This is a genomic window from Amycolatopsis sp. MEPSY49 (assembly GCF_051337345.1).
In the GTDB taxonomy this organism is placed as follows: domain Bacteria; phylum Actinomycetota; class Actinomycetes; order Mycobacteriales; family Pseudonocardiaceae; genus Amycolatopsis.
Genome location: NZ_JBDLYJ010000003.1, coordinates 353,946 through 377,892, shown reverse-complemented (window position 1 = coordinate 377,892; position 23,947 = coordinate 353,946). Strand labels below are relative to the sequence as shown.

Genomic DNA, 23,947 nt, shown 5'->3' with positions numbered 1-23,947 from the left:
ACTCGGGGCATGGCCTCCACGCCCACCGCCCAGGACACGCTCGCCACGGAGTTCGCCGAGCACCGCGGTCACCTGATCGGCGTCGCCTACCGGCTCACCGGTACCCGCGCCGACGCCGAGGACGCCGTCCAGGAGTCCTGGCTGCGGCTGGCCGGGCTCGACGACGCGGGCCGCGCGGCGATCCGCGACCTGCGTGGCTGGCTCACCACCGTCGTCGGCCGGATCTGCCTCGACCGGCTGAAGTCGGCCGCCGCCCAGCGCGAGAAGTACGTCGGCAACTGGCTGCCCGAGCCGGTCGTCACGCCGTTCGGACGCCCGGTCAGCGAAGACCCCCTGGAAGTCGCCGTGCGTGACGACGGCCTGCGGATGGCCGCGCTCGTCGTGCTCGACAAGCTGACCCCGGAGCAGCGCGTCGCGTTCGTGCTGCACGACGCCTTCTCGGTCCCGTTCGCGGAGATCGCCGACGCGCTCGGCGTCTCGGTCGACGCCGCGCGCCAGTACGCGTCCCGCGGCCGCAAGGCCCTCGCCGACGCCGACCCGGCACCGCGCGTGCCGCTGGACGACCAGGCGAAGATCCTCGAGAAGTTCGTCGTCGCGCTGCAGGCCGGCGACATCCGGGCGATGACCGAGCTGCTCGCCCCGGACGTCGTGCTCATCGGCGATTCGAACGGCAAGGGCCGGACCACGCGCCAGCTCGTCGTCGGCGCGGACAAGATCGCCCGGTTCTTCGTGGGCCTCACGACCAAGTACCCGCCCGGGGTGCTCACCCGCGGCGAGCCGGTGCTCGTCAACGGCGATCTGGGCGTGTACCTCGCCCCGCAGCCGGGCCAGGACGGCTTCTTCGCCCTCGACGAGCATGTGCAGGCGATGACCGTCCGCGACGGGAAGATCGTGGCGATCTACGACGTCGTCAACCCGGACAAGCTGTCCCGGATCACGCGTCCCGGCGACGCGCCCGCGTGATCCCGCCCGCCAGCAGCAGCGCGGCGAAGGCCCCGAAGTAGGCCAGCGCCCAGGCCTGGGGCAGCGGCGAGTCGGACAGCACCGTGGCGTTGCCGCCGTCCCGGCCCGCGTTCGCCTCGCCGGTGCCGCTGAGGAACTTCGTGACGGCGTTCAGCGGCAGCCACCGGTGGATCGCGTGCCCGGCCCGCGGGATCAGCTGGACGACGTTCTCCGCCATCAGCGGGTAGGCGACGAGCAGCGCGACCGCCCCGGCGGTGTGGCGCACGAGCAGGCCGACGCCGACCCCGCAGACAGCGGCCAGCGCGAACACCGGGCCGGTGCCGGCGACGATCGTCCAGTCCGCGGCGCTGTCCAGCGCCAGGTCGGCGTCCGGGGCAAGCACGCGTGCGACCAGCCAGGCCGCGAACGCGGCCGCTTCGCCGATCCCGAACCCGTAGCCGGCGACGAGCGCGGCCTTGGCCAGCAGCACCGGCGTCCGGCCGGGCACGGCCTGGAAGGTGCCGTGGATCGTGCCGGAGTGGTACTCGCTAGTCACCGCGAGCGCGCCCAGCAGCAGCACCGCGACCAGCGCGAGCTGGTAGCCGAACTGGGTGCTCGCGACGGTGGGCGGCAACCGGGACTCGGTGGCGGTGAGCGCCGTCAGCGCGGCCGGGAAGGCCAGCGCGACGAGCGCGAAGAGGCCGCACACCCAGGGCGTGGCGATGCTGAAGAGCTTGATCCGTTCACTGGCGACGAGGTGCATGCGCGGAACGGTCCCGCGGCGGACCCCGGCGGCGCGTCCCCCCGGGGTCCGATTCCCGGGGTCCTACGGGAGCGGGACGCGGCAGGCGTCGCCCGAGGTGAAGCCCTGGTCGACGATGCCGAGCGCGCTGTTCATCCGGGCGCGCGAGTTCTCCAGCGCGATCTGGTAGGTCAGCTCCACGACGCCGGCGCGGCCGAACTCGCGCTCGAGCTCGGCGACCTGCTCGTCGGTGACCGTGACCTGCTCGCCGGACATCGCGTCGGCGTAGGCGATCGCGAGCCGTTCCTGCCGGTTGAACGCGGGCGAGGTCGCGTAGTCGTCGATCTTCTTCAGCCGCTCGATGTCCAGGCCGTCGTGCTTCTGCAGCATGGTGCCGAAGTCGACGCACCACGAGCAGCCGATCCGGGTGGCGACGCGGTAGACGGCGAGCTCGCGCACGTTCGCCGGCAGCTTCTTCGACGCGCGCTCGGCCAGCGTTTCGTGCACGGCGTAGGTGCGGAGCAGGGCCGGGTGGTGGGCGGCGACGGCCATCGGCTCGGGCACGGCGCCGTAGCGGCGGCCCGCGAACCGGTACATCAGCTTGAGCACGAGGCCGGCTTCGGACGTTTTCTTCGCGGGGATGCGAGGCATCGCGTTCTCCTTCGTTCGCGGTCACGAAGAGGACGAGACCGCCGCGGGAGACGTGACAGCGGGCGCGGTGACGCAGGCCACCAGCATGATCGCGGTCGCGGCGCCGAACACGACGGTGAGGCCGGCGGCGCCGAGCCCGCCGGTCGTGGCCAGCGCGAGCCAGCCGAACACCGCCGCCCCGGCCAGCCCGCCGGCCTGCCGGGCGAAGGTCAGCGAGCCGAGCGTGACACCCAAGAGGTCGCGCCGGGCCCGCGTCTGGCCCAGGACGGTGTAGGCGGACGTGCAGACCGCGAAGGCCGCGCCGATCGCGAACAGTCCCGGCGCGAGGAGCCACGGACTGCCGCCCAGCGCGGCCGCGACGGCGATCGCGGCGAGGCCGGCCGTGCCGGCGAGACAGCCGAACCGGCCCCACGCCGCCATTTCGGGGTGCCGGCGGGCCAGCGCGGCGAAGGAGGCGGACAACGCGAGCTGCCCGGCGGTCATCGCGACCAGCAGCAACCCGGTCACGGCGGCGTCGGCTCCCAACGCCGCGACGAGCGCGACGTAGGTGAAGGTGCCGTAGAGCGCCGCGCCCGCCAGGCCGTTGACCAGCACCGCACGCGCCAGGACGGCGTCCGCGAACACCTTCGGCGAGATCAGCGGGCTCTTCGCGCGACGCTGCCTGCGCACGAACAGGAAGCCCGTCGCCACGGCGGTTCCGGCCAGCATCGGCGTCCACAGTGGACTGTGAGCGAGGGCGTCGACGGTACCGAGCGCGACGACTGCCGACCCGGCGGCCACGAGCAGGAGACTGCTCCCGACGTCGAACTTTTCGCCTGCGCGAGGGGGTTTCGCGGGCAACCCGCACAAGCCGAGCACCAGCGCCGGCACGCACAGCGGCAGGTTGACCAGGAAGATCCAGCGCCAGCCCGGCCCCGCGGCGAGCAGCCCGCCCAGCGGCGGGCCGCCGAGGGTGGCGGCCGCGAACACCGCCGTCTGCCAGCCTTGGCGGCGCACCAGCTCGTCGCGCTCGAACAGCTCGCCGAGCGCGCTCATCGCCGTGACGATCAGGCCGCTCCCGCCCAGGCCCTGCAGCGCGCGGGCCGCGACCAGCGAGCCGAGGCCGGGCGCGGCGGCGCACCACGCCGAGGCCGCGGCGAACACGAGGACCGAGCCCGCGAAGGAGACCCGGCGGCCGTAGAGGTCACCGAACCGGCCGTGCAGCGGCGTCGCGACGGTGAGGGTGAGCAGGCCGGCGGCGGTCACGGCGACGAGCCCGGTGCGGGCGTGCAGGTCGGCGCCGATCGAGGGCAGGGCCGCGGTGACGATCAGGCCGTCGAGCTGGGCCATGGCCATGCCGAGCAGCAGGCCGGCGAACGCGAGGTTCCGAGATGCGTGCATAAAGCACACATTATAACGTGCCTTATGCACGCATCAAGCTCCGATGCCGGCCCGGCCCTGTTCCGCCTGGTCCGGCACTGGGCGCGCCAGTGGGGCCCGGACGTCGTCGAGCGCTTCGCCGCGGACGCCCCGCCGGCGTGGACGGTGCCGAACCTCTTCGTGATCCAGGCGATCGACGGCGCGGTAGGCGACGAGGTGACGGTCGCCGACGTGGCCCGCCAGCTGGGCATCGACCGTTCGGTGGCCAGCCGGATGGTCGCCGAAGCGGGCCGGGACGGTTTCGTGGTGCGCTCGACGTCGGCCCGTGACGCCCGCCGCGCGGTGCTGACGCTCACCGAAGCCGCGAAGGAGTTCCTCGCGGCTTCGCAGGCCCACCAGCGTCAAGCGTTCGAGGCGCTGGTGGGCCACTGGGACGCGGAAGATCGCGAACGTTTCGCGGACTACCTGACTCGGCTCGCGGACGAAGTCCTCGGCTAGCTTTCCGCGAGGATCGCGTTCAGCGCTTCCCAGGCGTGCCAGGCCCGCGTGACGCCGAACTGGGCGTTGAACCGCAGCGCCGCGCGCACGTCTTCCGGCGACGCGCCACCCCGGAGCGCGCGTCCGACGTGGATGCGGAACGTGTCTTCCAGGGTCTGGTAGTGCACGTCGACGCTGAGGCTGACCAGGCCGCGCTCCCGTTCGCTCAGCGTGCCCGGACCGTGCCCGGCGCGCATCCGGGACTGGAGGTCGAAGAACCCGGTGAAGTGCGGGTCCAGCTCGTTCAGCCGGGTCCGCACCTCCTCCGGCAGCGGGCTGGGGCCGTCGGGCACCGGTTCGGGCGCCGTCAGCTCCGGGTCGATGCCCAGCTCCGCTTCCAGCTCGGTGATCCGCTCGATGCCCGCGGTCGCGGCGTGGTAGCCGCAGTCGTACGAGACGAACCGGAGCAGCTCGCGGACGTCCGATGTGGACATTCCGGTGGCCAGCCCGGTGCGCACGTGGGCGCTGAACGCCATACCGAGGCTCGCCTGGCAGACGTCGGCCGTGACGCAGAGGAACGTCTTCTCCCGGTCGGTCAGCTCGGGAACCGCCCGGACGTACCGCGCGGTCGCGCCGACCAGCTGGGCGAACGCCGGGTCGAGCGCGGCGAGGCGGTCGAGGTTCGTTTCGGTGGTGGTCAAGATCGTGCTCCCTCAGAGTACTGAACGTACGTAGCGCTACAGCTGTAGTGCAAGTGACGCTACACCTGTAGCGCGATGGGTGTCCAGCTACACTGACCTCGATGGAAGAGACGACCCGCCGCCGGCCCAACGCCCGAGGCAAGGGCGAACTGCTGCGTGACGAGATCGTCACGGCCGCCGTCCGGATGCTCGAGGAGCTGGGCGACGACGAAGCGCTCTCGCTGCGGGCCGTCGCGCGCGAGGTGTCGATCGCGGCGACGTCGGTCTACCTGCACTTCCCGGACCGCGACGCGCTCGTCCTGGCCGCGATGCGGCGCTGCCACGAGGACCTCGTCGGCACCGGCGACACGGCCGCGGCGGAAGCACCGGACCCGGCGGCCGCGCTCCGGGCCCGGATCCTGGCACAGGCGGCGTGGGCGCGCGAGCACTCCGGGCTCTACAAGGTGCTGCATGAAAGCGCGGTCCACCGGCGCCACGGCATGCCGTTCAAGGAGGTCATGGTCGCCCGCACGACCGAGGCGGTCCAGGCGTGCATGGACGCGGGCCTCGCCCCGGCCGACGACGCCGCGACCGTCGCGATCGACCTGCGGACCGCCGTCAACGGCATGCTCGCCCAGCGGATCAACGAGCCGGACCTGCCGTGGCCGCCGGCCGTCGAGCAGATCGACCGGTTCCTGGTGAAGCTGGTCGGCCTGGACTTGTGATCAGCCGGGCAACCGGCTTGGGTGAGCCGGTATGACCCAGACGGTGATCCCCCGGATGGTGGTGCGCGACCTCGTCGCCGCCGTCGCGTTCCTGCGGTCGGTGTTCGGCGCCACCGGCGAGGTGGAAAGCGGGCGGCCCGCGGAGATCCGCATCGGCGACTCGCTCGTCATGGTGTCGGCCGAAGGGGAACGCGCGCTGTTCCCCGCGTTCCTCCACGTGTACGTCCCCGACGCGGACGCGACGTACCGCCGGGCCCTCGACTGCGGCGCGACGAGCCTCGAGCCACCGGCGAACACGCCGTACGGCGACCGCCGCGCGATGGTCCGCGACCCGTTCGGCAACGTCTTCCAGATCGCGCACCGCCGTGGGTGAGCGCGTGCCGCGGCTGCGCCAGGTCGTCCTCGACGCGACGGACGCCCAGGCGCTGGCCGAGTTCTACCGGCGGTTGCTGGGGTTCAGGATCCGCCCGGGCGACCCGGACGACTGGGCGGTCCTGCTCGACACGACCGGCGTCCCGCGCCTGGCGTTCCAGCGGGTTCCGTCGCTGCCGCCGCCGACTTGGCCGTCCGGCCCGCGGCCGCAGATGCTGCACCTCGACCTCACCGTGGCGACGCGCGCTGAGCTGGACGAGCAGCACGAGCGAGCGATCGCCCTGGGCGCGCGGTTGCTGGCCGACAACGCGGACGACCCGGAAGAACCGCTGCGCGTCTACGCGGATCCGGCGGGCCACCCGTTCTGCCTCTTCGTCGGCTGATTTCGCCAGGCCGTAACGCGCCACGGGGCGGCGCCCGGACAGCACCGGAACGCACGTCCTCGGGCTCGCCATGCGGGAGCCGCTGAGCTACTCCCCGGTGCTGCCGTCGATCGACTCGCGGATGAGGTCGGCGTGGCCGTTGTGGCGGCTGTACTCCTCGATCATGTGGACCAGGATCCAGCGCAGGCTCGGCGACGTCCCGTCCCCCCGCGTGTGCTTCGAGGGCTGCGAAAGATCGCCGTTCGCCAGCGCCTCCGCGTACCGCTCGCGGGACCGCGCGACCGCCGCCGCCCAGAGCTCGCGAAGCTGCTCCGGTGAGTCCTGCGCCGCGGAATCCCAGTCCCAGTCCGGGTTTTCGCGCCAGTCGACGCTGTTCCACGGCGGCGCCGGCTCGCGGTCGAACAGGACGCAGGAGAACCAGTAGTCCTCGACGTACGCGAGGTGCTTGAGCAGCCCGCCCAGCGTCAGCGTGGCCGGTGGGTGCGTCGCGCGCAGGGCCGCCTCGCCCAGCCCGGCGCACTTCCACGCCAGGGTGTCGCGGTGGAAGTCGAGGAAGCCGAGCAGGATCGCGGCTTCGTCGCCGTCGACGGGCGGCTCGGTCCGCCCCTGGTCGTCCACTGAGGTCACGGACGCCGACTCTACCGAAATTGTCGGACCCCTCCGCTAGGTTTCCGGCATGGCCGAATTCGTTTTGGTGGCAGGCGCTTGGCTCGGTTCGTGGGCGTGGGACGACGTGGTCCCGGGGTTGCGCGAAGCGGGTCACGGCGCGCATGCGGTGACGTTGTCCGGCGTCGCCGAGAAACGCGGAATGCCCGCGGGACAGCAAAGGCACGTTCGGGACATCGTCGACGTCGTCTCGCGAGGCGACTTGCGGGACGTCGTGGTGGTCGGGCACAGCTACTCCGGCATCCCCGCCGGGCAGGCGGCCGAGCGGATCGGCGACCGGCTGCGGCGCGTGGTGTTCGTCGACTCGAACGTGCCCACGGACGGGGAGTCGTTCACCTCCGTCTGGTCCGAGGCGCAGGTCGCGGCGCTCACCGAGCGCGGCTTCTGGCCACCGCTGACCGCGGAAGACTATGCGGGCCAAGGGCTTTCCGACGCCGAGATCGCCCGGATCGTCGAGGGCTCGACCCCGCACCCGGCCGCGTCGCTGACCGAGCCGGCCGAGCTCGCGCGTCCGCTGGGCGAGCTCCCGGCGACCTACGTCAAGTGCCTGCTCGACGGGGAAACGCCGAGCCCGGACGTCGTGAAGCTGCTGGAAAGCGACCGCTGGGAGCTGGTGGAGCTGGACACCGGGCACTGGCCGATGTTTTCGCGACCGGAGGAGCTGACCACGATCCTGCTCGCCGCCGCGAAGGCGTGATCACGGCGTCAGCGGACGCACGTCCCAGATCCACACCCCGCCGACGAACTCCGCCGGCTTCCGAAGGAGGAGCTCCACAGTGGACTTCAACGCTTCCTGGTTCTGCCGCGGCCCGACCACGAGCACGTCGGCCTTCCAGTAGCGCAGGTCGGCCAGGGCCTGGGTGCGGTCGGCTTCGGTGACGTCCGCGGCCTGTCCCGTCTTCTCCACCTCGGCGAACAGGTCCGACGTCGGCAACGGCACGGCGCCGTAGCGGCCGCGGCGGTCGGTCGGCGAGGTCGGGCCGACGAAGTACCCCTCCGGCATCGGGTAACCGAGGCCCGCGTCGACCTGCCAGTGCAACGGCTCGGCCTCGCCCGTGCTCGGCAGCGGGACCGGCACCAGCGAACCACCCGGGCCGACGTACTGGCGCCAGATACCGTCGGCGAAGAAGGGCGGCGACAGCGGGCGTTCGTGCGTCACCAGCTCCGTCGGCGCGATCGGCAGCAGCACCGCCACCACCGCGCCGATCCAGACCATCTTCAGGGGGAACCGTTGCCGGCCTTCGAGGGATTCCGGTTGTTCGGCCGCCGCCGTCCACACGCGGTGCGTCGCGATCGCCAGGAGCCCGCCGACCACCGGGATGCAGCCCATCGCGAGCCGGGACTCGAGCAGCGAGTCCAGCAGCGGCAGCTGCCCCAGCCACTTCCACGGCCCGGGGATGCCGGTGTCGTCGTGCGCGACCGTGATTTCGATGCCCAGCGAGAGGAGGGCCATCACGTACATCGTGATCGCCAGCGCGCGCGAAACGACGTCGCGCCACAGCCAGATCGTCAGCATGACCATCAGCACGATCAGCGGCCAGCCGAAGAACGCGTTCTCTTCGGTGCGGTTCATCGACACGTCCGCGGCCGCCTCCGGCGCGCCGGCGATCGACTGCGTCGCGAAGCGGGTGAACGCCGCCGTGTCGTTGCCCGCCGATCCGTGCAGCAGCGAGTGGAAGCTCTGCGGGCCGAAGAACTGCCAGTACAACGGGAATCCGGCGATCAGCAGCGCGACGACCGCGCCGATGCCGATCCCCTTGCCCAGCGGCGCCAGCATGCCGCGGATCTCCGCGCGGTGCGGGATCAGGTACGCGACGGCGAACACGATGAAGGTGAGCGCGAAGATGGCCAGGGGTTCTTCGCCGAGCAGGATCTGCCACGCGACGAGCAGCCCGAGCCAGACGCCGTTGCGGACCGGCCGTTCGCCGTGCGCGATCTGGATCGTCTTGAGCGCGATGAACGGCAGCACGAACAGCACGACGAAGTTCGGGTGCGCGTTGCCGTGCGAGATCATCGGCGGCGCGAAGCCGCAGAAGGCACCACCGATCGCGGCCGCCGTCCGGTTCGGCACGAGGTGGCGCGAGAAGACCCAGTACCAGCCGGTCGCGGTGCCGGCGAGGCCGGCGGTGAGCACGATCGCCCACGTCAGCGTGGCGCCGAAGGTCAGGGTGATCGGGGCGAGCGGGATGTTGAGGCCGAACATCGCCGCGTTGGCCGCCATGTTGACGCCGAGCGGGTAGTTCTGCAGGTCCGTGGTGAACGGGTTCTGGAAGTGCAGGACAGACTTCGCGACGACCGTCGAGTACCACTCCCACTGGCTCTGGTCGGCGGCACCGTTCCAGAGGTAGCCGCGCTTGAGGTCGAACCAGAGCCCGTTGTAGAGCAGGATCGTGAAAAGCAGGAAGCCCCCGGCGATGGCGGAGTCCTGCCACGCCCAGCGCTTCGGGCCTTCGGGTGGTTCAGGTGCGGGCGGAACGAGTTCGGGGACGGCTTCGGACTTCAAGCTCACGGTTCGACCACCCTGGCGAAGAAGTGGAGAGCCCCGGTGCCGGCGTGCCGGACCAGCAGCAGGAACGGCCGGTCCACCGTCACGGTGACCGGTTCGTCGATGATCATCGAGGTGAGGCGCATGGTGAGCGCGGTCGCCGCGGCGCCCTCGAAGCCTTGTTCGTCCACCCGCAGCACGGCCTGGTGCAGCACCTCGGACACGGTGAGCCGCGGGTCCGGGGAGAGCCCGCTCAGGTCGGCCTCGTCGCTGAACATCGTGCGGACGCCGAGGCCGCGCAGCACGCCGGTGAGCGAGCTGGGGACATCGAGCGAGATCTTGGGCAGCGCGAGCTCGACCGGCTTGACCTTGACCTGGCCGAGCAGGCTGGTCAGCGCGGCCTGGTCGAGGGCGGCCTCGGCGTCGGCGAGGTCGCCGTCCGGCAGCAGCACGACGGCCTGCAGTCCGCCCGCGGCGACCAGCTGCACGGCCTGCCAGCCGGCGGCGTGCGCGTAGCCGACGCGCTCGCTGAGCGACATGGTCGGAACGTCCCGCGTGCCGGACGGCGCGTGGAAGGGGAGGTCAGAGGTGTTGGCTTCGCGGAACGGCAGCTTCCACGCGGCTTTGAGGTAGAGCGCGTTGACGAGCACGGCGGCGACGTCCCGGTCGATCGAACCGGGCGGCAGCAGCTGCGGGATGAGGCCTCGCGTGGTGCGCTCGACATCGGCGTTGACCAGGGCGCGCGCGCCTTCGGGATCTTTTTCGAAGGGCGCGCTCGAGACGGCGGCGCCGGGCCACTCGGAGAGCGCGGCCTTGAAGGAGTCTTCGAGCGGGAGCCGGTCGTCGGCCCACAGGGTGTTGGAGACGGCGAGTTCGGCTTGTTCGCCGCGGCTCTCTTCGACCAGTTCGGCGGCTTCGCGCAGCAGGACGGTCTGCCGGCCGGGATCTCCGACCAGCGCGACGAGCTCATCCCGGGTCGGTCCCTTGGCGGCGCGCGCGGCCAAGGTCAGGGCACTGGCCACCGAGTAGGGGGAGAAACAGGAGTTCCCGCCCTCGGCGCCGAGGGCCCGGTGGACGGCGAGGGCGAACCGGAGGTGGCTGTCCGTGGCCATGCGGGCGAGAGTACCGGAACGGCCGACCCCACCGGGCGGCCACGCGGAACTCCGCCCAAGGGTGACAAATCCCCCACGGCCGACCGCACAGCCGGGTGCTAGGACCACCGCGCGACCAGGTCCGGACCAGGGCAAGCGCCGGTCCACGACCGGGCCGGCGCGCTTGCCGCGGCGCAGCTGCTCGCAGTCAGGCTCGGCTCGCCCCTGCTCGGCCGGCCTCGGCTCGGCTCGGCTCAGCCCGGCCCGGCCCAGCTCAGCTCAGCCCGGCCCGGCCCGGCCCAGCTCAGCCCGGCCCGGCCCGGCCCAGCTCAGCCCGGCCCGGCCCGGCCCGGCCCGGCCCGGCTCGGCCCGGCCCGGCCCAGCTCGGCCCAGCCCGGCTCAGCTCAGCTCAGCCCGGCCCGGCCCGGCCCGGCCCAGCTCAGCTCAGCCCGGCCCGGCCCGGCCCGGCCCAGCTCAGCCCGGCCCGGCTCAGCTCGGCCCGGCCGCACCGCGGCAGGCCGGCTGCGGCGGCGAGCGAACCTCCGTACCGCATCGCCCCGGGCCTCCCACCGCGGCAGCCACCCCCGGCCGCCCGCCCAGCCTCATCCCCAGGCCGCCCGCCCTCTCAGCGGTGGTGGCGGGTCACATGCCACGAATGCCACGCGTGGGCCTGCGCGTCCGTCAACGACGCAACCTGGTCGATCACCACCCGCAGCAACCCGGCGTCGTCCCGCGCGGACTCCCAGGCCGGCACGAACAACGGGTCCAGCGACTCCGGAGCCCGCCGCGCCAAGGCGTGGACCAGCTCCACCAGCAGCTCCCGCTGCCCCTCCTGCATCGCCAGCCGGCGGCGGTCGCTCATCACGTACCGCAACGCCAGCGCCTTCAGCAGCGCCACCTCGGCCGCCACCTGGTCCGGGACGCACAGCTTCGCCCGGTATCTCCCCAGCGGCCCCTCGCCGAACTCCGCGCGCGTGCTGCTGACCGCCGCCGTCGTGAAGCGGCCGACCAGTTCGCTCGTCAGTCTCTTCAACGCCACCTGCGCGCCCGGGGAGCCGTCCGGTTCCGCCGAGGCCAGTTCCGCCACCACCGGCAACGCCAGCAGCTCCGCCGCCGCATCCTCCAAAGTGGACACCGACAGCGACGAGAAGTGCTTCGCCGCCGCCTCGGCGACCGCCGCGCGCTCGTCCGGGTGGGCCAGCACGCGCAGCTTGATCCGGCCGGCCAGCACGCCGTCCTCGACGTCGTGCACCGAGTACGCGACGTCGTCCGCCCAGTCCATGATCTGGCTTTCCAGGCAGGTCTGCTCCGCCGGCGCCCCGGAACGGAACCACGTGAACACCGGGACGTCGTCGCCGTACACGCCGTACTTCGCCTGGCCCGGTTTGCGCGGCCACGGGTACTTCGTGGTCGCGTCCAGGCACGCGCGCGTCAGGTTGAGCCCCACCGGGTCACCTTCGGCGGAGAGCAGCTTCGGCTCCAGCCGCGTGAGGATCCGCAGCGTCTGCGCGTTGCCTTCGAAGCCGCCGCACGCGGCCGCGACCTCGTCGAGCGCGCGCTCGCCGTTGTGCCCGAACGGCGGGTGCCCGATGTCGTGCGCCAGCCCCGCCGTGTCGGCCAGGTCCGGGTCCGCGCCCAGCTCGTCGGCGATCCCCCGGCCGATCTGCGCGACCTCCAGGGAGTGCGTCAGCCGCGTCCGCGGGACGCCGGTGACCTCGGCGCCCTCCCCCGGCCCGACCACCTGGGTCTTGCCGGCGAGCCGCCGCAGCGCCGCCGAGTGCAGCACGCGGGCCCGGTCGCGGGAGAACGCGCTGCGCCCGTCCGCGCGCGTGCCGGGCAGCGCCGCGCCCTTCGCCGGCTCCGGCAGCAGGCGGGCGGTGTCGTGCTCGGTGTAGTCCACCCGACCAGCCTAAACGGGCCCACCGACAAAAACTCAGCCCAGGAACGTGGCGAACAGGTCGTCGGCCGGGGTCTTCGTCAGCCGGTAGTACAGCAGCGCGCCGGTCTCGCGGACGATGTAGCGGACCTGCGTGACGCGCTCCTGCACGATCGGCCCGCTGTGCGTCGGCGCGGTCCAGGCGTCCAGGCCCAGGTCGTCGGCCATCGTGCGAGCCCGGAACGAGTGCCACGGATCGCTGACCAGCACCGCCGAGTGCCAGCCTCGCCCCTGGACCTGCTCCGCGACCGCGCGGAGGCTGCGCAGCGTGTCGCTGCCCTCCCCCACGGCCAAGGTCGCGGCGGACGGCACGCCGTGCCGGGTCAGCCAGAGCTGGCCGGCCCGCGCCTCGGTGAAGTTGTCCTCGGCCTTCTTGCCGCCGGCGGTGACGATCGTCTTCGCGACGCCCGCGTCGTAGAGCTGCTTCGCCTTGACCAGCCGCGCCGCGTAGATGTCCGACGGCTTGCCGTTGTACTGCGCCGCGCCCAGCACCACGATGACGTCGGCGGGCGTGCGGTCGTTCTCGCGCGCGACCTGCCAGACGCGGAACGCCGTGCCGCCGACCAGCGCGAGCAGCACGAGGACCGTGCCGAAGGCGATCCGGCGGGCCCAGCTCGCGAGCGACGGTTTGGTGCGTTCAGCGGTACCCACCCGGCCCATTCTTTCAGAAGCGGCTCAGAGCCAGCCACGCTCCTCCGCGACACGCACGGCTTCGGCCCGCGTCCGGGCTCCGGTCTTGCCGATCGCGGCGGACAGGTGGTTGCGCACAGTCCCTTCGGACAGGTGCACCGCGCGCGCGACGTCGGCCACCGTGCTGCCGTCCTTGGCTTCCCGCAACACGTCCCGCTCGCGCGCGGTGAGCGGGCTGGCGCCGGTGGCCAGCGACTCGGCGGCCAGCGCCGGGTCCACCACCCGGAGTCCACTGTGGACTCGGCGGACCGCTTCGACGAGCTGCTCGGGCGGGGCGTCCTTGACGACGAACCCGGCCGCGCCCGCCGCCATCGCGCGGGCCAGGTAGCCGGGCCGCCCGAACGTCGTGCAGATGATCACCCGGCACGACGGAAGCGCGGCCCGCAGGTCGGCCGCCGCTTCGAGCCCGTCCTTGCCCGGCATCTGCACGTCGAGCAGGGCGACGTCGGGCTTGGCCTCGCGCGCGGCGGCCACCACCTCGTCGCCGGAGCCGACCTGCCCGACCACCTCGATGTCGTTCTCGAGGCCCAGCACGGTCGCCAGCGCACCGCGCACCATGGCCTGGTCGTCGGCCAGCAACACCCGGATCAAGCGAGTCCTCCCGCGGGTTCGGCGCGCACGGCCGGGGCGGCCGCGCGGGGTTCCGGCTGCGGGATCTCGGCCCGCACCAGCAATCCTCCCCCGGGCCGCGCCGAGGCCCGCAGGGTGCCCCCGACCGCGTCGAGCCGCTCGGTGAGCCCGCGCAGGCCGTTCCCCGGGACGACCTCGGTGGCCGTGCCGTCGTCCTCGACCTCCAGCCAGGTGCCGCCCAGCCGGACCTTCACCTGCTTGGCGCCGGAGTGCCGCAGCACGTTCGTGACGGCCTCGCGCAGCACGTACCCGAAGGTCGTCTGGAACTCCGGCCGGACGTTGTCGACGGCGTGCGGCAGGTCGGCGTCGATCTCCGCGGCCCGCAACGCGGCCCGGGCGCCGACGATCTCGGCCGACAACGACACCTCCCGGTACTCCGAGACGGTGGCGCGGACGTCGGACAGCGCGCTGCGGGTGAGGCCCTCGACCTCGCGGATCTCCTCGACCGCCCGCGGGATGTCCCCCGAGCTCTCCAGCACCCGCCGGGCCAGCCCCGCCTTGACGGTGATCGTGGTGAGGCTGTGCCCGAGCAGGTCGTGCAGGTCGCGGGCGACGCGCTCGCGTTCGTTCGCCACGGCGAGCGTCGCGATCTCCTCGTTGGCCTGCTGCAGCCGCCGGACCGCCCGGACCAGGCTGGACATGAAGAACATCGCCATCGTCACCGACCCGACGGTGACCAGGTCACCCCAGTTGTCGGCGAACCGGCCGTCCAGCAGCAGGATCCCCGCAGCGACCAGCAGCGCCGCGCCGTCGAGGAGCACCACCCACGCCAGCGGCAGCAGGAACACCAGCGCGGCGGTGCCGTAGAGCAGGACGAACGGGTTGGCGTGCGTCGTGGCGACCACGGCGAGCCCCAGGACGAGCATCCACCCGCTGTAGGCGAAGCGGAATGGGCGGCCGCGGTCGAACGCCACCGGGAAGAGCGCGTAGGAGATCGCGACGCCGTAGACGAGCACCCACAGCACCACGACCCCGGGCGTCACCCGGTCGACGGCCAGCAGCTTCTTCGTCACCGGGATGAGGTAGGGCAGGGTGAACACGATCGACAGGAACGGCCACCGGAACTTGTCCGGGCCGCTCCTGCCGCGGTTGGGCGGCGGGTCCTCCCACCACGTGGCGTGGTTGCCCAGCCCGAACCGCTGGTTCACGTCGTCCTCGGCCATCTGTCCCCTCCGGCCCCTCAGACCCGGGCGCTGTCCTTACGGTAACGCCTGATCACCAGTGCTCCGAGCACGACCGCCCACGCCCCGAGCACGCCGGCGGCCGTCGGCAGCGAGACCACCATGTCGCTGGTCACGGCCGGTCGCGCGACCTGCAGCACCCAGTACGTCGGCATGAGCTGGGCGACGTCGTGCATCCAGCCCGGCATCGACTCGATCGGGATCCACAGGCCGCCGAGGAAACCCATGCCGAGGGTGACGATCATGTTGACCGGCTGCATCGAATCGGGCGTGCCGAACTGGCCGAGCAGCAGCCCGAGCAGGACCAGCGGGATCGTGCCGAGCCAGACGCCGGCGAAGATCCGCACCCAGCCCGCGGCGTCGAGGTGCACGCCCTCGACCGCCACCGCCAGCAGTGGCACCAGGATCAGCGCGGGCAGCCCCACGAGCATCCCGGAGATGCCCTTGCCCGCCAGGTAGCCGGTGCCGGTCAGCGGGGTCAGGCGCAGCTGCCGCTGCCAGCCGAGCGCGCGTTCCAGGGCGAGCCGGGCCCCGCTGTTCGTCGCCGCGGCGAACGTCCCGAACGTCATCATGTTGATCATGATCACGGCGGCGATCGCGGCGTGGTCGGGCGCGTCCGCCTTCGTGAAGACGTTGGCCTGCAACAGGAACATCAGCACCGGGAACGCGACGACGAAGATCAGGAACCGCGGCGCCCGGAAGTTCCGGCGGATCTCGGTGAGCAGGTAGGTGGTGTTCATCGGACGGGCTCCGCGGTTTCGTCGGCGGTCAGGGAGAGGAAGGCGCCTTCGAGGCCGACGGCCCCGATCTCGACGTCGTGCACGGCCGGGACGGCGGCCTTGAGCGCCCAGAGCGTCGCGTCGGAGTCGCCGCTGGAGATCGCGACGCGGTCGCCGCGCAGCTCGAACTCCTTGACGCCGGGCAGCGCCGCGATGACGGCGTCGGTGGCGCCCGGGACGGCGGCCCGCAGCGTCCGGCCGCCGGCCAGCGCGCGGACCTCGGCGACGCTCCCGTCGGCCACGACCCGGCCGCGCCGCATCAGCACCACCCGGTCGGCGAACTCCTCGGCCTCTTCGAGGTAGTGCGTGGCGAACAGGACCGTGCGGCCGGACTCGGTGAACGCGTACATCGACTGCCAGAACTCCCGGCGGGTGCCGACGTCCATCGCGGCGGTCGGCTCGTCGAGGATCAGCAGGTCGGGATCGCTGACCAGGGCGACGGCGAAGCGCACGCGCTGCTTCTGGCCGCCGGAGAGCTTGTTCGCGCGGCGGCCGGCCAGCTCCTCGATCCCGGCGGCGCGCAGGGCCTCGGCGACCGGCAGCGGCTTGCGGTGCAGCGCCGCGACCATGCCGACGGTCTCCGCGACGGTCAGGTCGTCCATCAGGGCGCCACCCTGCAGCATCGCGCCGATCAGGCCGGCGCGGACGGCGTCGATCGGCTTGCGCCCGAACACGCGGACGTCGCCGGCGCCGGGCGTGGTCAGGCCGAGGATCATGTCGACGGTGGTGGACTTGCCGGCGCCGTTGGGGCCGAGCAGGGCGACCACTTCGCCCGGGGCGATCGTGAGGTCGACGCCGTCGACCGCGTGCACGTCGCCGTAGTGCTTGCGCAGGCCGGTGAGGTGGACCGCGGCCCCCGCCGCCACCGCCTGGGTGTCTGTTTCTCGCATGCCCCCAGGCTGCCGCGCACGAAGCCCGGGTCCCCAGACCGTGCGTCACGAACTGACCGTGACAGGTGTCAGGGGTACCCGGGCCCCGGGTGGATCAGCAGCCGATCAGGCGCCCGGCGAGGTACGCCTCCAGCTTGTCGATCGCGACGCGCTCCTGCGCCATGGTGTCGCGGTCGCGGACCGTGACGGCGTTGTCCTCGAGGCTGTCGAAGTCGACCGTCACGCAGTACGGCGTGCCGATCTCCTCGTGCCGGCGGTAGCGCTTGCCGATCGAGCCGGCGTCGTCGAAGTCGACGTTCCAGTGCTTGCGCAGCAGCTCGGCGACGGCCTTCGCCTTCGGCGTGAGGTCGGCGTTGCGCGACAGCGGCAGCACCGCGGCCTTGAACGGCGCCAGCCGCGGGTCGAGCTTCAGCACCACGCGCTTGTCGGTGCCGCCCTTGGCGTTCGGCACCTCTTCCTCGTAGTAGGCGTCGATCAGGAACGCCATCATCGACCGGCCGACACCGGCCGCCGGCTCGATGACGAACGGGCGGTACCGCTGCTTCGACGTCGGGTCGAAGTACGACAGGTCCTGACCCGAGTGGTTCGAGTGCGTGGTCAGGTCGAAGTCGGTGCGGTTGGCGATGCCTTCCAGCTCGCCCCACTCCTGGCCCGCGTTGAACGCGAAGCGGTACTCGATGTCGACGGTCCGCTTCGCGTAGTGCGAGAGCTTTTCCTTCGGGTGCTCGAAGTGGCGCAGGTTCTCGGCCTTGATGCCGAGGTCGGTGTACCACTTCGTGCGCTCGTCGATCCAGTACTGGTGCCAGCTCTCGTCCTCGCCCGGCTCGACGAAGAACTCCATCTCCATCTGCTCGAACTCGCGCGTCCGGAAGATGAAGTTGCCCGGCGTGATCTCGTTGCGGAACGACTTGCCGATCTGGCCGATGCCGAACGGCGGCTTCATCCGCGACGTCGTCTGGACGTTCGAGAAGTTGACGAAGATGCCCTGCGCGGTCTCCGGGCGGAGGTAGTGCAGGCCCTCTTCGGACTCCACCGGGCCGAGGTAGGTCTTCAGCATCATGTTGAAGTCCCGCGGCGCGGTGTACTCGCCGCGCGTGCCGCAGTTCGGGCACGGCACGTCGGACAGGTCGTCCTCGGACGTCTGCTTGCCGCTGCGCGCCTCGTACTCCTCGGCGAGCTGGTCGGCGCGGAACCGCTTGTGGCACGAAAGGCACTCGATCAGCGGGTCGGTGAACACGTTGACGTGCCCCGAAGCCACCCACACCTGGCGCGGCAGGATGACCGAGGAGTCGAGGCCGACGACGTCGTCGCGGCCCTGGACCACGGTCTTCCACCACTGGCGCTTGATGTTGTCCTTGAGTTCGACCCCGAGCGGTCCGTAGTCCCACGCCGAGCGGGTACCGCCGTAGATCTCCCCGCTGGGGAAGACGAAACCACGGCGCTTGCACAGGCTGACTACGGTATCGATGGTGTTCGTGGGCACTCCACGCTCCGGGAAGCTTGCGGGGACGGTTATCGACTGGAACGTCCAGGGTATCCGCCGGGGCCGAGCCCTTTTCGCGCAGGCTAGGGCCGGGTCACCAGCGACGCCGTCACGACCCGGTTGTCCTCGTAGCCCTCGCTCCCGCCGACGTACTCGCCACCGCAGGTGACGAGCAGCAGCTTGTGCGGGCCGTCGGGGTCGAACAGCTGCTCCGAGCGCCCGGCGAGCTCCGACTTGTGGATGGTCTCGGTGGCGTCGACCTTGTACACCCAGGCGCCGCCGGCGGCGTCGGTCAGCTTGACCTCCTGACCCTGCTTGACCTGCCAAAGTTCATTGAACGGGCCCTTCTTGCCCTTCCAGTTGACGTGCCCGGAGAGGAGGGCGACACCGTGGTCCGCACCGAGCTTCGCGCCCCACCAGGCGGCTTCGTCGAGGCCTTCGGGGATCTTGAGGGCACCGCTGGCGTCGAGGTCTTCCTGGACGAGCTTCGCGGTGCCGCCGCCGGGGAGGGCGAGGGTGGCGGGTGCCCGGCCGGTGTCGGTTTTGGCGGGCTGCTCCGCGACCGCGGTGGGGGCGGCGGAGGTGGTGGTGCCGTTCGCGCCGGCGGGTTCATCCTTTCCGGTGAAGATGAGCAGGGTGGCGACGAGCGCCGCGACCACGAAGGCGCCGGCGACCCCGACGATCCACCAGCGGCCGGAGCCGTTCTTCTCCGCCGGGTTCCGCTCCTGCATGCTGCTCCTTCGCTGGTCGTGCCGTTTGCGAAGGTTCACATGCGGTGGCGGGTGCGGGAGGTTGCACCGGACTGCGGACGTCATGAACGACTCGTTCAGGACGCCGGACGCGGTGAACGACTCTTTCATGACGTCCGGGCTGTGCGGGAGGGCCGTGGTCAGCCCGCCGGGCGCGTCACCAGCCGGGCCGTGACCAGGCGGTTCTCGTCGTAGCCCTCGGTGCCGCCCACGTAGTCGCCGCCGCAGGTGACCAGGACCAGCCGGTGCGGGCCGGTCTGGGCGAACCACTTCGCGGCCTGCTCCGGCAGCGACTCCTTCGGCAGCGTCACCACGTCGTCCACCCGGTACACCCAGCGGCCGCCGCGGGCGTCGACCACGCTCACCTCGTCGCCGTCGCGCATGCGCCACAGCTCGTCGAACGGGCCCCGCTGCCCCTCCCAGTTCACGTGCCCGGACAGCAGCGCCGCTCCCTGCGCCGCGCCCAGCTTCGCGCCCCACCAGGCCGCGTCGCCCAGGCCGCGCGGGATCGGCAGCACGCCGCGGTCGGTGAGTTCCGTGCGGACCAGGCGGGCGGTCGCGCCGTCGGGCAGCCGGACCGTGCCCGGGCGCTGCTGCGCGGCGGACTCGCTGTCCGCGGGCAGGACGGCCGGCGCCGCGTTCTCCCCCGGCAGCGAGCCGGGCGGCGGCGCGGCGGCCTGCGTGGCCGTGGGCGGGAGCCAGGTCAGCACGATGACCCCGGCCGCGAACGCGGCCACGGCCAGCGCCGCCGAGACGGCGGCCAGCCCGGTGCGCAGCACCTAGTCCGTCCCGGTCTTGCGCCGCCTGCCGAGCAGCAGCGCGACCGCCGCGAAGAACACCCCGCCGAACAGCAGGCCGATGCCGAGCGGGACGCGCGAGCCGTCCCCGCCGGTGTCCGGCGCGGCCGCGCCCAGGTAGCCGGCCGGGACCTGCGTCGGCACCGGGGCCTGCGTCGCGCCCGTGCCGCCGCCGGTGCTGCCCGCGGCCTTCGCGACGAAGCCCTTCGGCACCGAGCAGCTGACCCCGCCGAGCACGATGTTCGTCCGCACGTCCTGCAGCGCGGCGCCGGTCGCGTCCTTGACGTGCGTGGTGATCTCGACGCGCCAGCCCGCCACGGCGGTGTAGTCGCCACCGCGCCAGCCGTCCTGGCGGATCAGCTGGTCGAACGCGGCGACGCGGGTCAGCCGCAGGTCGGAGACGGTGGTGTCCTTGCTGGCGTTCGTGATGTCGCCGGGCGGGCCGAGCCGCAGGTTCTTCAGCTCGAGGCCCGCGGTGCCGCCGGGCATCGGGACGATGCCGAACCCGCCGCTCTGGCGCACCCACAGCCGGTTCACCGCCGACGTGCCGGTGAGCTTGCCCGGCGCGGTGCAGTCCACCGACGTCTTCGCGCCTTCGAGCACCAGCACGGTGTTGTCGGACGGCTTCGCGCCGCCCTGCCAGGTGTCGCGCAGCGCGTAGTTCGTCTCCGCGACGGCGGTGGGCACGGTGGTCGCCTGCAGCGCGGCGACGACGTTGTGGTCCCGGCTCGTGACGCCCGCCGGGTACGGGTTGCCGCCGCTGTAGCGGCCGAGGTCGATCTGGTAGTGCCCGCCGAAGGTGGCGCGCTCGCCGTCGTCCTTGGGCACCGTGACCCGGTCGGTGCCGAGCTTGGACTGCCCGGGCAGCAGCGGCGAGCGCTGGGTCTCGGTGATCAGGGCGCCGCCGCGCTGGCCCTCGCCGCCGATCCGGACCGACGCGATGTTGGCGAAGGAGACAGGGCCGGTCTTCTCGTCGACGGCCTGGCTCTGCGCCCCGGCGACCCCGGTGCCGGCCAGCGGGAAGAGGACCGCCGTCAGGACGGCTGCTTTCGTCACGAAACGGGTCATGTCTCCCCACTGCGTCTGCTCTCGGGCGGGTCGCCAGCGTACGAGAAGCGACGAAACGCTCCGCGACAACCTTGCACCGTCCGCCACGACATGCGAAGCCGAAGAGCCAATATCCCACGAACTCACCCGAACGGGGTAGTACGACCGGCCGTAGTCCGCAGGCGAGGTGACGGAACGGGAGCCCGTCCGGGGGAACACTAGGATGGGCCGTGCCGTTATCGGCAATGACTACGGAATTCATGTCGCGGCGACGAGGGTGGAGGCGGGAATGGCCACGGTGACCGGGAGTGACGCCGAGCCGGGGCTCGCGAAGTGCGCCCCGGCGGCCGCGGCACCGGCGCACCCGCCCGCGTCGGTCCTGACGGACGCGGGCGACCTGCTGCGCGCGCTGGCGGCGCCGGTCCGGATCGCGATCGTGCTGCAGCTGCGCGCGGCCGACCGGTGCGTGCACGAGCTGGTGGACGCCCTCGACGTCGCGCAGCCGCTGATCAGCCAGCACCTGCGGGTGCTGAAGACGGCCGGGGTGGTCCAGGGCGAGCGTCGCGGCCGCGAGGTCGTCTACCGGCTCGCCGACGACCACCTGGCCCACATCGTCGTCGACGCCGTCGCGCACGTGCAGGAAGGAAAGTGATGAACGCCGCCGCGCCGCGCAGCCAGGCCCCGGTGCCCGGCCGCCGATCGACCCGCCAGCGGGCGGCGGTCGTCGAGCTGCTGAGCAGGATCGACGACTTCCGTTCGGCCCAGGAACTGCACGACGAGCTGCGCAAACGCGGCGACGGCATCGGCTTGACGACGGTGTACCGCACGCTGCAGTCGCTGTCGGAGGCCGGCGAGATCGACGTGCTGCGCACGGATTCGGGCGAGGCCATTTATCGCCGGTGTTCGGCGCACCACCATCATCACCTGGTGTGCCGCCTGTGCGGCCGCACGGTGGAGGTCGAGGGGCCGGCGGTGGAGCGCTGGGCGGAGAAGATCGCGGCGGAGCACGGCTTTTCGCAGATCTCCCACACGGTGGAGATCACCGGGACCTGCGCCGAGCACTGAGTCCCGGTCGGCCGGCGGAACGGTCTTGAATGACTCATTCAGGACCTCCCACCTGGATCCACCGAAGTCGGGATCGCGCAGATCGCGGCCAGGTGGTCTGCCGTAGCTGTCGTGACTGGTAATTAGGGCTAGAACCCTAATTACCACTCACGACCCCTGTCCTGGCGACGGCGGTCAAGGGACCCGAAGGCCTGAATGACTCATTCAGGCCTTCGGCAGCGCGGTCACGCCGGCGAGCGGTGCCGTGCTCGCGGTCAGTACTCATACGGGTCCTTCGGCGCGGGGACGGTCGAGAGCGAGGCCAGCGTGAAGTCCGGCGTGTAGCTGTTGTTCTTCGTGGCCGTGCCCGGGACGACCTGGCCCGTCACCTGGATCCACGCGTCGCTGGGAAGGTGGTCGGCTTCGCCGCCGCGGAGGTGGACCGTCACCGGGAACGCGTCCGCCGCGCAGCAGCTGATCACCAGGCGGGCCAGCAGCGTGTTGCCGCCCGTGTGCACGACGAAGCCGGTCAGCGAGATCGTGCGGCCGTCGAGGGTGCCCGAGGCGTCCCAGCCCGCTCGGCTGACGAACTCGTTGACCGACAGCGGCACGACGTTCCCGGCCGGCAGGGGCGGGAACGCGGCGGCGTTGGCCGCGGCCGCGCTCGACGGGACCCGGGCCTCGGTGCGGATCACCGAGTCGGCGCCCAGGGCCGGTGGTGCGACGAGGAAGACCGCCAGCACCGGAACCAGCAGCAGCCACGCCGACCGCGCCGGGTGGGCGTGGCCCGCGTGGTCATGGCCGGCCGTGCCGGGCCCGCCGTGGTCAAGGCCCGAGTCGTGGCCGGAAGGCGCGCCCGGCTCGGGGACGGCGGCCGCTTTCGCCCGCGCCGCAAGCAGATCGCGCACGATCGCCACCGCGCCCAGCACCACCATCACCGCCCCGCCCGCGACGATCCACGGCTGCTGCGCCGGCTTCACGTACCGCAGGTAGTCGCCGTTGACCGCGATCTTCACCAGTGCGCCGCCCAGCAGCACCAGCAGGATGTTCTGCGTCTCGCGCTTCACGCCAGCCCCACCGCCAGTCCGGCCGCCACCGCGCACGCCGCCGCCACCACGAACGTCACCGGCGCGAACCGGACCGCGAACGACTTCCCGAACGTCCCCGCCTGCAACGCGAACAGCTTCACGTCCACCGCCGGCCCGACCACCAGGAACACCAGCTTCGGCAGCAGCGGCAGCGCCGTCAGCGAAGCCGCGACGAACGCGTCCGCCTCGCTGCACAGCGCCAGGACCACCGCCAGCACCGCCATCACCACGATGCCCAGCACCAGCTGGTCGCCCAGCACCCCGAACCAGCGCGCCGGCACCAGCACGTTCAGCGCCGACGAGATCAGCGCCCCCAGCACCAGGAAGCCGCCGGCCTCGACCAGGTCGGTGCGGGCCGTCTCCGCGAACACCCGCCACCGCTGCCCGCTCGCGACCTCCGGCAACCGCCGCAAGGCGCGTTCGGTGATCCACTCCAGCTTGCCCCAGCGGGCCCACAGCCAGCCCATCACCATCGCCGTCGCCAGCGAACCGGCGAAGCGCGCCAGCACCATCTCCGGCTTGCCCGGGAACGCCACCGCCGTCGCCACCAGGACCACCGGGTTCACCGCCGGCGCCGCCAGCAGGAACGTCAACGCCGCCGCCGGGGCCACGCCCTGGCCCATCAGCCGGCGCGCCACCGGCACCGAAGCGCATTCACACCCCGGCAGCGCGACGCCGGCCAGCCCCGCCACGCCGACCGCCGCCCCGGCCCGCCTGGGCAGCACCTTCTCCAGCACCCGGGCCGGCACGAACGCGGCGATGGCCCCGCTGATCAACACGCCCAGCACGAGGAACGGCAGCGCCTGCACGCAGACGGCGACGAACACCGTCGAGCCCGTGCGCAGCGCGGGCACGTCGAAGGCCTGCTGCAGCCAGCCCTGGCCGAGGATCGCGACCAGCAGGACCGCGCACAGCACCTCGACCGAGCTGATCCGGAACCGGCGGGTGCGCCGGGGCGTGTCGGAAACGATGTTCACGACGGCGATGATGCCAGCCGGGTCCGACACCGAGAGCACCGCACATCCGCGAACGGTCGGAAAAGGCCGTTTTCCGACCGGAA

General features: G+C 72.3%; 27 protein-coding genes. 8 read left to right on the top strand and 19 right to left on the bottom strand.

The features are described from left to right. Positions 1-9: 9 nt before the first annotated feature. A complete protein-coding gene (locus tag ABFJ78_RS16495) occupies positions 10-963 on the top strand; it encodes a sigma-70 family RNA polymerase sigma factor (RefSeq protein WP_436387217.1) in 954 nt (317 codons plus the stop codon). Here ABFJ78_RS16495 and ABFJ78_RS16490 read toward each other — a convergent pair. The 3 genes from ABFJ78_RS16490 to ABFJ78_RS16480 form a co-directional block, all read right to left on the bottom strand. Beyond that, positions 935-1,705, bottom strand: a complete 771-nt coding sequence (locus tag ABFJ78_RS16490) for a hypothetical protein (RefSeq protein WP_436387216.1) — start codon at positions 1,703-1,705, stop codon at positions 935-937. The genes ABFJ78_RS16495 and ABFJ78_RS16490 overlap by 29 nt on opposite strands. Before the next feature lie 63 nt (positions 1,706-1,768). Then, the gene (locus tag ABFJ78_RS16485; RefSeq protein ID WP_436387215.1) at positions 1,769-2,335 is read right to left on the bottom strand and encodes a carboxymuconolactone decarboxylase family protein; all 567 of its coding nucleotides are present in this window, start codon (positions 2,333-2,335) and stop codon (positions 1,769-1,771) included. A 21-nt stretch (positions 2,336-2,356) separates the two neighbouring features. Then, a complete protein-coding gene (locus ABFJ78_RS16480) occupies positions 2,357-3,715 on the bottom strand; it encodes an MFS transporter (RefSeq protein ID WP_436387214.1) in 1,359 nt (452 codons plus the stop codon). A gap of 24 nt (positions 3,716-3,739) precedes the next feature. Between ABFJ78_RS16480 and ABFJ78_RS16475 the strand changes: the two genes are divergently transcribed. Continuing rightward, positions 3,740-4,192, top strand: a complete 453-nt coding sequence (locus ABFJ78_RS16475) for a MarR family winged helix-turn-helix transcriptional regulator (protein WP_436387213.1) — start codon at positions 3,740-3,742, stop codon at positions 4,190-4,192. On the opposite strand, the gene ABFJ78_RS16470 is transcribed toward ABFJ78_RS16475, so the two are convergent. Then, positions 4,189-4,872: a carboxymuconolactone decarboxylase family protein gene (locus tag ABFJ78_RS16470; protein ID WP_436387212.1), complete on the bottom strand. Its 684-nt coding sequence runs from the start codon at positions 4,870-4,872 to the stop codon at positions 4,189-4,191. The genes ABFJ78_RS16475 and ABFJ78_RS16470 overlap by 4 nt on opposite strands. Positions 4,873-4,973: 101 nt before the next feature. Between ABFJ78_RS16470 and ABFJ78_RS16465 the strand changes: the two genes are divergently transcribed. From ABFJ78_RS16465 to ABFJ78_RS16455, 3 genes are read left to right on the top strand one after another with little or no spacing between them, the layout of a single operon-like run. Next, positions 4,974-5,576: a TetR/AcrR family transcriptional regulator gene (locus ABFJ78_RS16465; RefSeq protein ID WP_436387211.1), complete on the top strand. Its 603-nt coding sequence runs from the start codon at positions 4,974-4,976 to the stop codon at positions 5,574-5,576. A gap of 31 nt (positions 5,577-5,607) precedes the next feature. Beyond that, complete coding sequence (locus ABFJ78_RS16460) at positions 5,608-5,949, top strand: VOC family protein (RefSeq protein ID WP_436387210.1); 342 nt, start codon at positions 5,608-5,610, stop codon at positions 5,947-5,949. A gap of 4 nt (positions 5,950-5,953) precedes the next feature. Further along, positions 5,954-6,331, top strand: a complete 378-nt coding sequence (locus ABFJ78_RS16455; RefSeq protein WP_436387209.1) for a VOC family protein — start codon at positions 5,954-5,956, stop codon at positions 6,329-6,331. A gap of 87 nt (positions 6,332-6,418) precedes the next feature. Here ABFJ78_RS16455 and ABFJ78_RS16450 read toward each other — a convergent pair whose 3' ends face one another. Next, entirely contained in the window at positions 6,419-6,958 is a 540-nt protein-coding gene (locus ABFJ78_RS16450) for a DinB family protein (RefSeq protein ID WP_436387208.1), read from the bottom strand. Positions 6,959-7,007: 49 nt separating this feature from the next. On the opposite strand from ABFJ78_RS16450, the gene ABFJ78_RS16445 reads away from it, so the two are divergent. Further along, positions 7,008-7,694 (top strand): alpha/beta fold hydrolase, encoded by a 687-nt coding sequence (locus ABFJ78_RS16445; protein WP_436387207.1) that lies wholly within the window; start codon positions 7,008-7,010, stop codon positions 7,692-7,694. On the opposite strand, the gene ABFJ78_RS16440 is transcribed toward ABFJ78_RS16445, so the two are convergent. From ABFJ78_RS16440 to ABFJ78_RS16385, 12 genes are all read right to left on the bottom strand, one after another. Continuing rightward, entirely contained in the window at positions 7,695-9,506 is a 1,812-nt protein-coding gene (locus ABFJ78_RS16440) for a glycosyl transferase (RefSeq protein ID WP_436387206.1), read from the bottom strand. Then, complete coding sequence (locus ABFJ78_RS16435) at positions 9,503-10,594, bottom strand: serpin family protein (RefSeq protein ID WP_436387205.1); 1,092 nt, start codon at positions 10,592-10,594, stop codon at positions 9,503-9,505. Before ABFJ78_RS16435 ends, ABFJ78_RS16440 begins: the two co-directional genes overlap by 4 nt. A gap of 604 nt (positions 10,595-11,198) precedes the next feature. Then, positions 11,199-12,473: a deoxyguanosinetriphosphate triphosphohydrolase gene (locus ABFJ78_RS16430; RefSeq protein WP_436387204.1), complete on the bottom strand. Its 1,275-nt coding sequence runs from the start codon at positions 12,471-12,473 to the stop codon at positions 11,199-11,201. 33 nt (positions 12,474-12,506) lie between these two features. Further along, positions 12,507-13,160, bottom strand: a complete 654-nt coding sequence (locus ABFJ78_RS16425) for a YdcF family protein (RefSeq protein WP_436387203.1) — start codon at positions 13,158-13,160, stop codon at positions 12,507-12,509. 24 nt (positions 13,161-13,184) lie between these two features. Then, on the bottom strand, positions 13,185-13,790 hold the full coding sequence (locus ABFJ78_RS16420; RefSeq protein ID WP_436387202.1) for a response regulator transcription factor: 606 nt from the start codon (positions 13,788-13,790) through the stop codon (positions 13,185-13,187). Beyond that, positions 13,787-14,992: a sensor histidine kinase gene (locus ABFJ78_RS16415; RefSeq protein ID WP_436387201.1), complete on the bottom strand. Its 1,206-nt coding sequence runs from the start codon at positions 14,990-14,992 to the stop codon at positions 13,787-13,789. Before ABFJ78_RS16415 ends, ABFJ78_RS16420 begins: the two co-directional genes overlap by 4 nt. A gap of 17 nt (positions 14,993-15,009) precedes the next feature. Further along, positions 15,010-15,750 (bottom strand): ABC transporter permease, encoded by a 741-nt coding sequence (locus ABFJ78_RS16410; protein ID WP_436387200.1) that lies wholly within the window; start codon positions 15,748-15,750, stop codon positions 15,010-15,012. Further along, positions 15,747-16,679, bottom strand: coding sequence for an ABC transporter ATP-binding protein (locus ABFJ78_RS16405; RefSeq protein ID WP_436387199.1), 933 nt, complete (start codon positions 16,677-16,679; stop codon positions 15,747-15,749). The genes ABFJ78_RS16410 and ABFJ78_RS16405 overlap by 4 nt, the downstream gene beginning before the upstream one ends. A gap of 94 nt (positions 16,680-16,773) precedes the next feature. Beyond that, positions 16,774-18,162 carry a glycine--tRNA ligase gene (locus ABFJ78_RS16400; RefSeq protein WP_400904644.1) on the bottom strand — a complete coding sequence of 463 codons (1,389 nt, stop codon included), beginning with the start codon at positions 18,160-18,162 and terminating at the stop codon, positions 16,774-16,776. Positions 18,163-18,245: 83 nt separating this feature from the next. After that, positions 18,246-18,893, bottom strand: a complete 648-nt coding sequence (locus ABFJ78_RS16395) for a class F sortase (RefSeq protein ID WP_436387198.1) — start codon at positions 18,891-18,893, stop codon at positions 18,246-18,248. Positions 18,894-19,051: 158 nt separating this feature from the next. Beyond that, entirely contained in the window at positions 19,052-19,690 is a 639-nt protein-coding gene (locus ABFJ78_RS16390; protein WP_436387197.1) for a class F sortase, read from the bottom strand. Beyond that, positions 19,691-20,776, bottom strand: coding sequence for a hypothetical protein (locus ABFJ78_RS16385; RefSeq protein WP_436387196.1), 1,086 nt, complete (start codon positions 20,774-20,776; stop codon positions 19,691-19,693). Positions 20,777-21,044: 268 nt separating this feature from the next. On the opposite strand from ABFJ78_RS16385, the gene ABFJ78_RS16380 reads away from it, so the two are divergent. Next, on the top strand, positions 21,045-21,407 hold the full coding sequence (locus tag ABFJ78_RS16380) for an ArsR/SmtB family transcription factor (protein WP_436387195.1): 363 nt from the start codon (positions 21,045-21,047) through the stop codon (positions 21,405-21,407). After that, positions 21,407-21,820 carry a Fur family transcriptional regulator gene (locus ABFJ78_RS16375; protein WP_364456119.1) on the top strand — a complete coding sequence of 138 codons (414 nt, stop codon included), beginning with the start codon at positions 21,407-21,409 and terminating at the stop codon, positions 21,818-21,820. The genes ABFJ78_RS16380 and ABFJ78_RS16375 overlap by 1 nt, the downstream gene beginning before the upstream one ends. Before the next feature lie 254 nt (positions 21,821-22,074). On the opposite strand, the gene ABFJ78_RS16370 is transcribed toward ABFJ78_RS16375, so the two are convergent. After that, entirely contained in the window at positions 22,075-22,866 is a 792-nt protein-coding gene (locus ABFJ78_RS16370; RefSeq protein ID WP_436387194.1) for a TIGR03943 family putative permease subunit, read from the bottom strand. Beyond that, positions 22,863-23,864: a permease gene (locus ABFJ78_RS16365; RefSeq protein WP_436387193.1), complete on the bottom strand. Its 1,002-nt coding sequence runs from the start codon at positions 23,862-23,864 to the stop codon at positions 22,863-22,865. Before ABFJ78_RS16365 ends, ABFJ78_RS16370 begins: the two co-directional genes overlap by 4 nt. Positions 23,865-23,947 lie beyond the last annotated feature (83 nt).

Bases quoted from the DNA above. Each gene is read 5' to 3' on its own strand.
- ABFJ78_RS16410 (WP_436387200.1), bottom strand. From the start codon at position 15,750: ATGAACACCACCTACCTGCTCACCGAGATCCGCCGGAACTTCCGGGCG.
- ABFJ78_RS16465 (WP_436387211.1), top strand. From the start codon at position 4,974: ATGGAAGAGACGACCCGCCGCCGGCCCAACGCCCGAGGCAAGGGCGAA.
- ABFJ78_RS16490 (WP_436387216.1), bottom strand. From the start codon at position 1,705: ATGCACCTCGTCGCCAGTGAACGGATCAAGCTCTTCAGCATCGCCACG.
- ABFJ78_RS16435 (WP_436387205.1), bottom strand. From the start codon at position 10,594: ATGGCCACGGACAGCCACCTCCGGTTCGCCCTCGCCGTCCACCGGGCC.
- ABFJ78_RS16385 (WP_436387196.1), bottom strand. From the start codon at position 20,776: ATGACCCGTTTCGTGACGAAAGCAGCCGTCCTGACGGCGGTCCTCTTC.
- ABFJ78_RS16395 (WP_436387198.1), bottom strand. From the start codon at position 18,893: ATGCAGGAGCGGAACCCGGCGGAGAAGAACGGCTCCGGCCGCTGGTGG.
- ABFJ78_RS16380 (WP_436387195.1), top strand. From the start codon at position 21,045: ATGGCCACGGTGACCGGGAGTGACGCCGAGCCGGGGCTCGCGAAGTGC.
- ABFJ78_RS16375 (WP_364456119.1), top strand. From the start codon at position 21,407: ATGAACGCCGCCGCGCCGCGCAGCCAGGCCCCGGTGCCCGGCCGCCGA.
- ABFJ78_RS16445 (WP_436387207.1), top strand. From the start codon at position 7,008: ATGGCCGAATTCGTTTTGGTGGCAGGCGCTTGGCTCGGTTCGTGGGCG.
- ABFJ78_RS16485 (WP_436387215.1), bottom strand. From the start codon at position 2,335: ATGCCTCGCATCCCCGCGAAGAAAACGTCCGAAGCCGGCCTCGTGCTC.
- ABFJ78_RS16480 (WP_436387214.1), bottom strand. From the start codon at position 3,715: ATGCACGCATCTCGGAACCTCGCGTTCGCCGGCCTGCTGCTCGGCATG.
- ABFJ78_RS16415 (WP_436387201.1), bottom strand. From the start codon at position 14,992: ATGGCCGAGGACGACGTGAACCAGCGGTTCGGGCTGGGCAACCACGCC.
- ABFJ78_RS16405 (WP_436387199.1), bottom strand. From the start codon at position 16,679: ATGCGAGAAACAGACACCCAGGCGGTGGCGGCGGGGGCCGCGGTCCAC.
- ABFJ78_RS16475 (WP_436387213.1), top strand. From the start codon at position 3,740: ATGCACGCATCAAGCTCCGATGCCGGCCCGGCCCTGTTCCGCCTGGTC.
- ABFJ78_RS16460 (WP_436387210.1), top strand. From the start codon at position 5,608: ATGACCCAGACGGTGATCCCCCGGATGGTGGTGCGCGACCTCGTCGCC.
- ABFJ78_RS16495 (WP_436387217.1), top strand. From the start codon at position 10: ATGGCCTCCACGCCCACCGCCCAGGACACGCTCGCCACGGAGTTCGCC.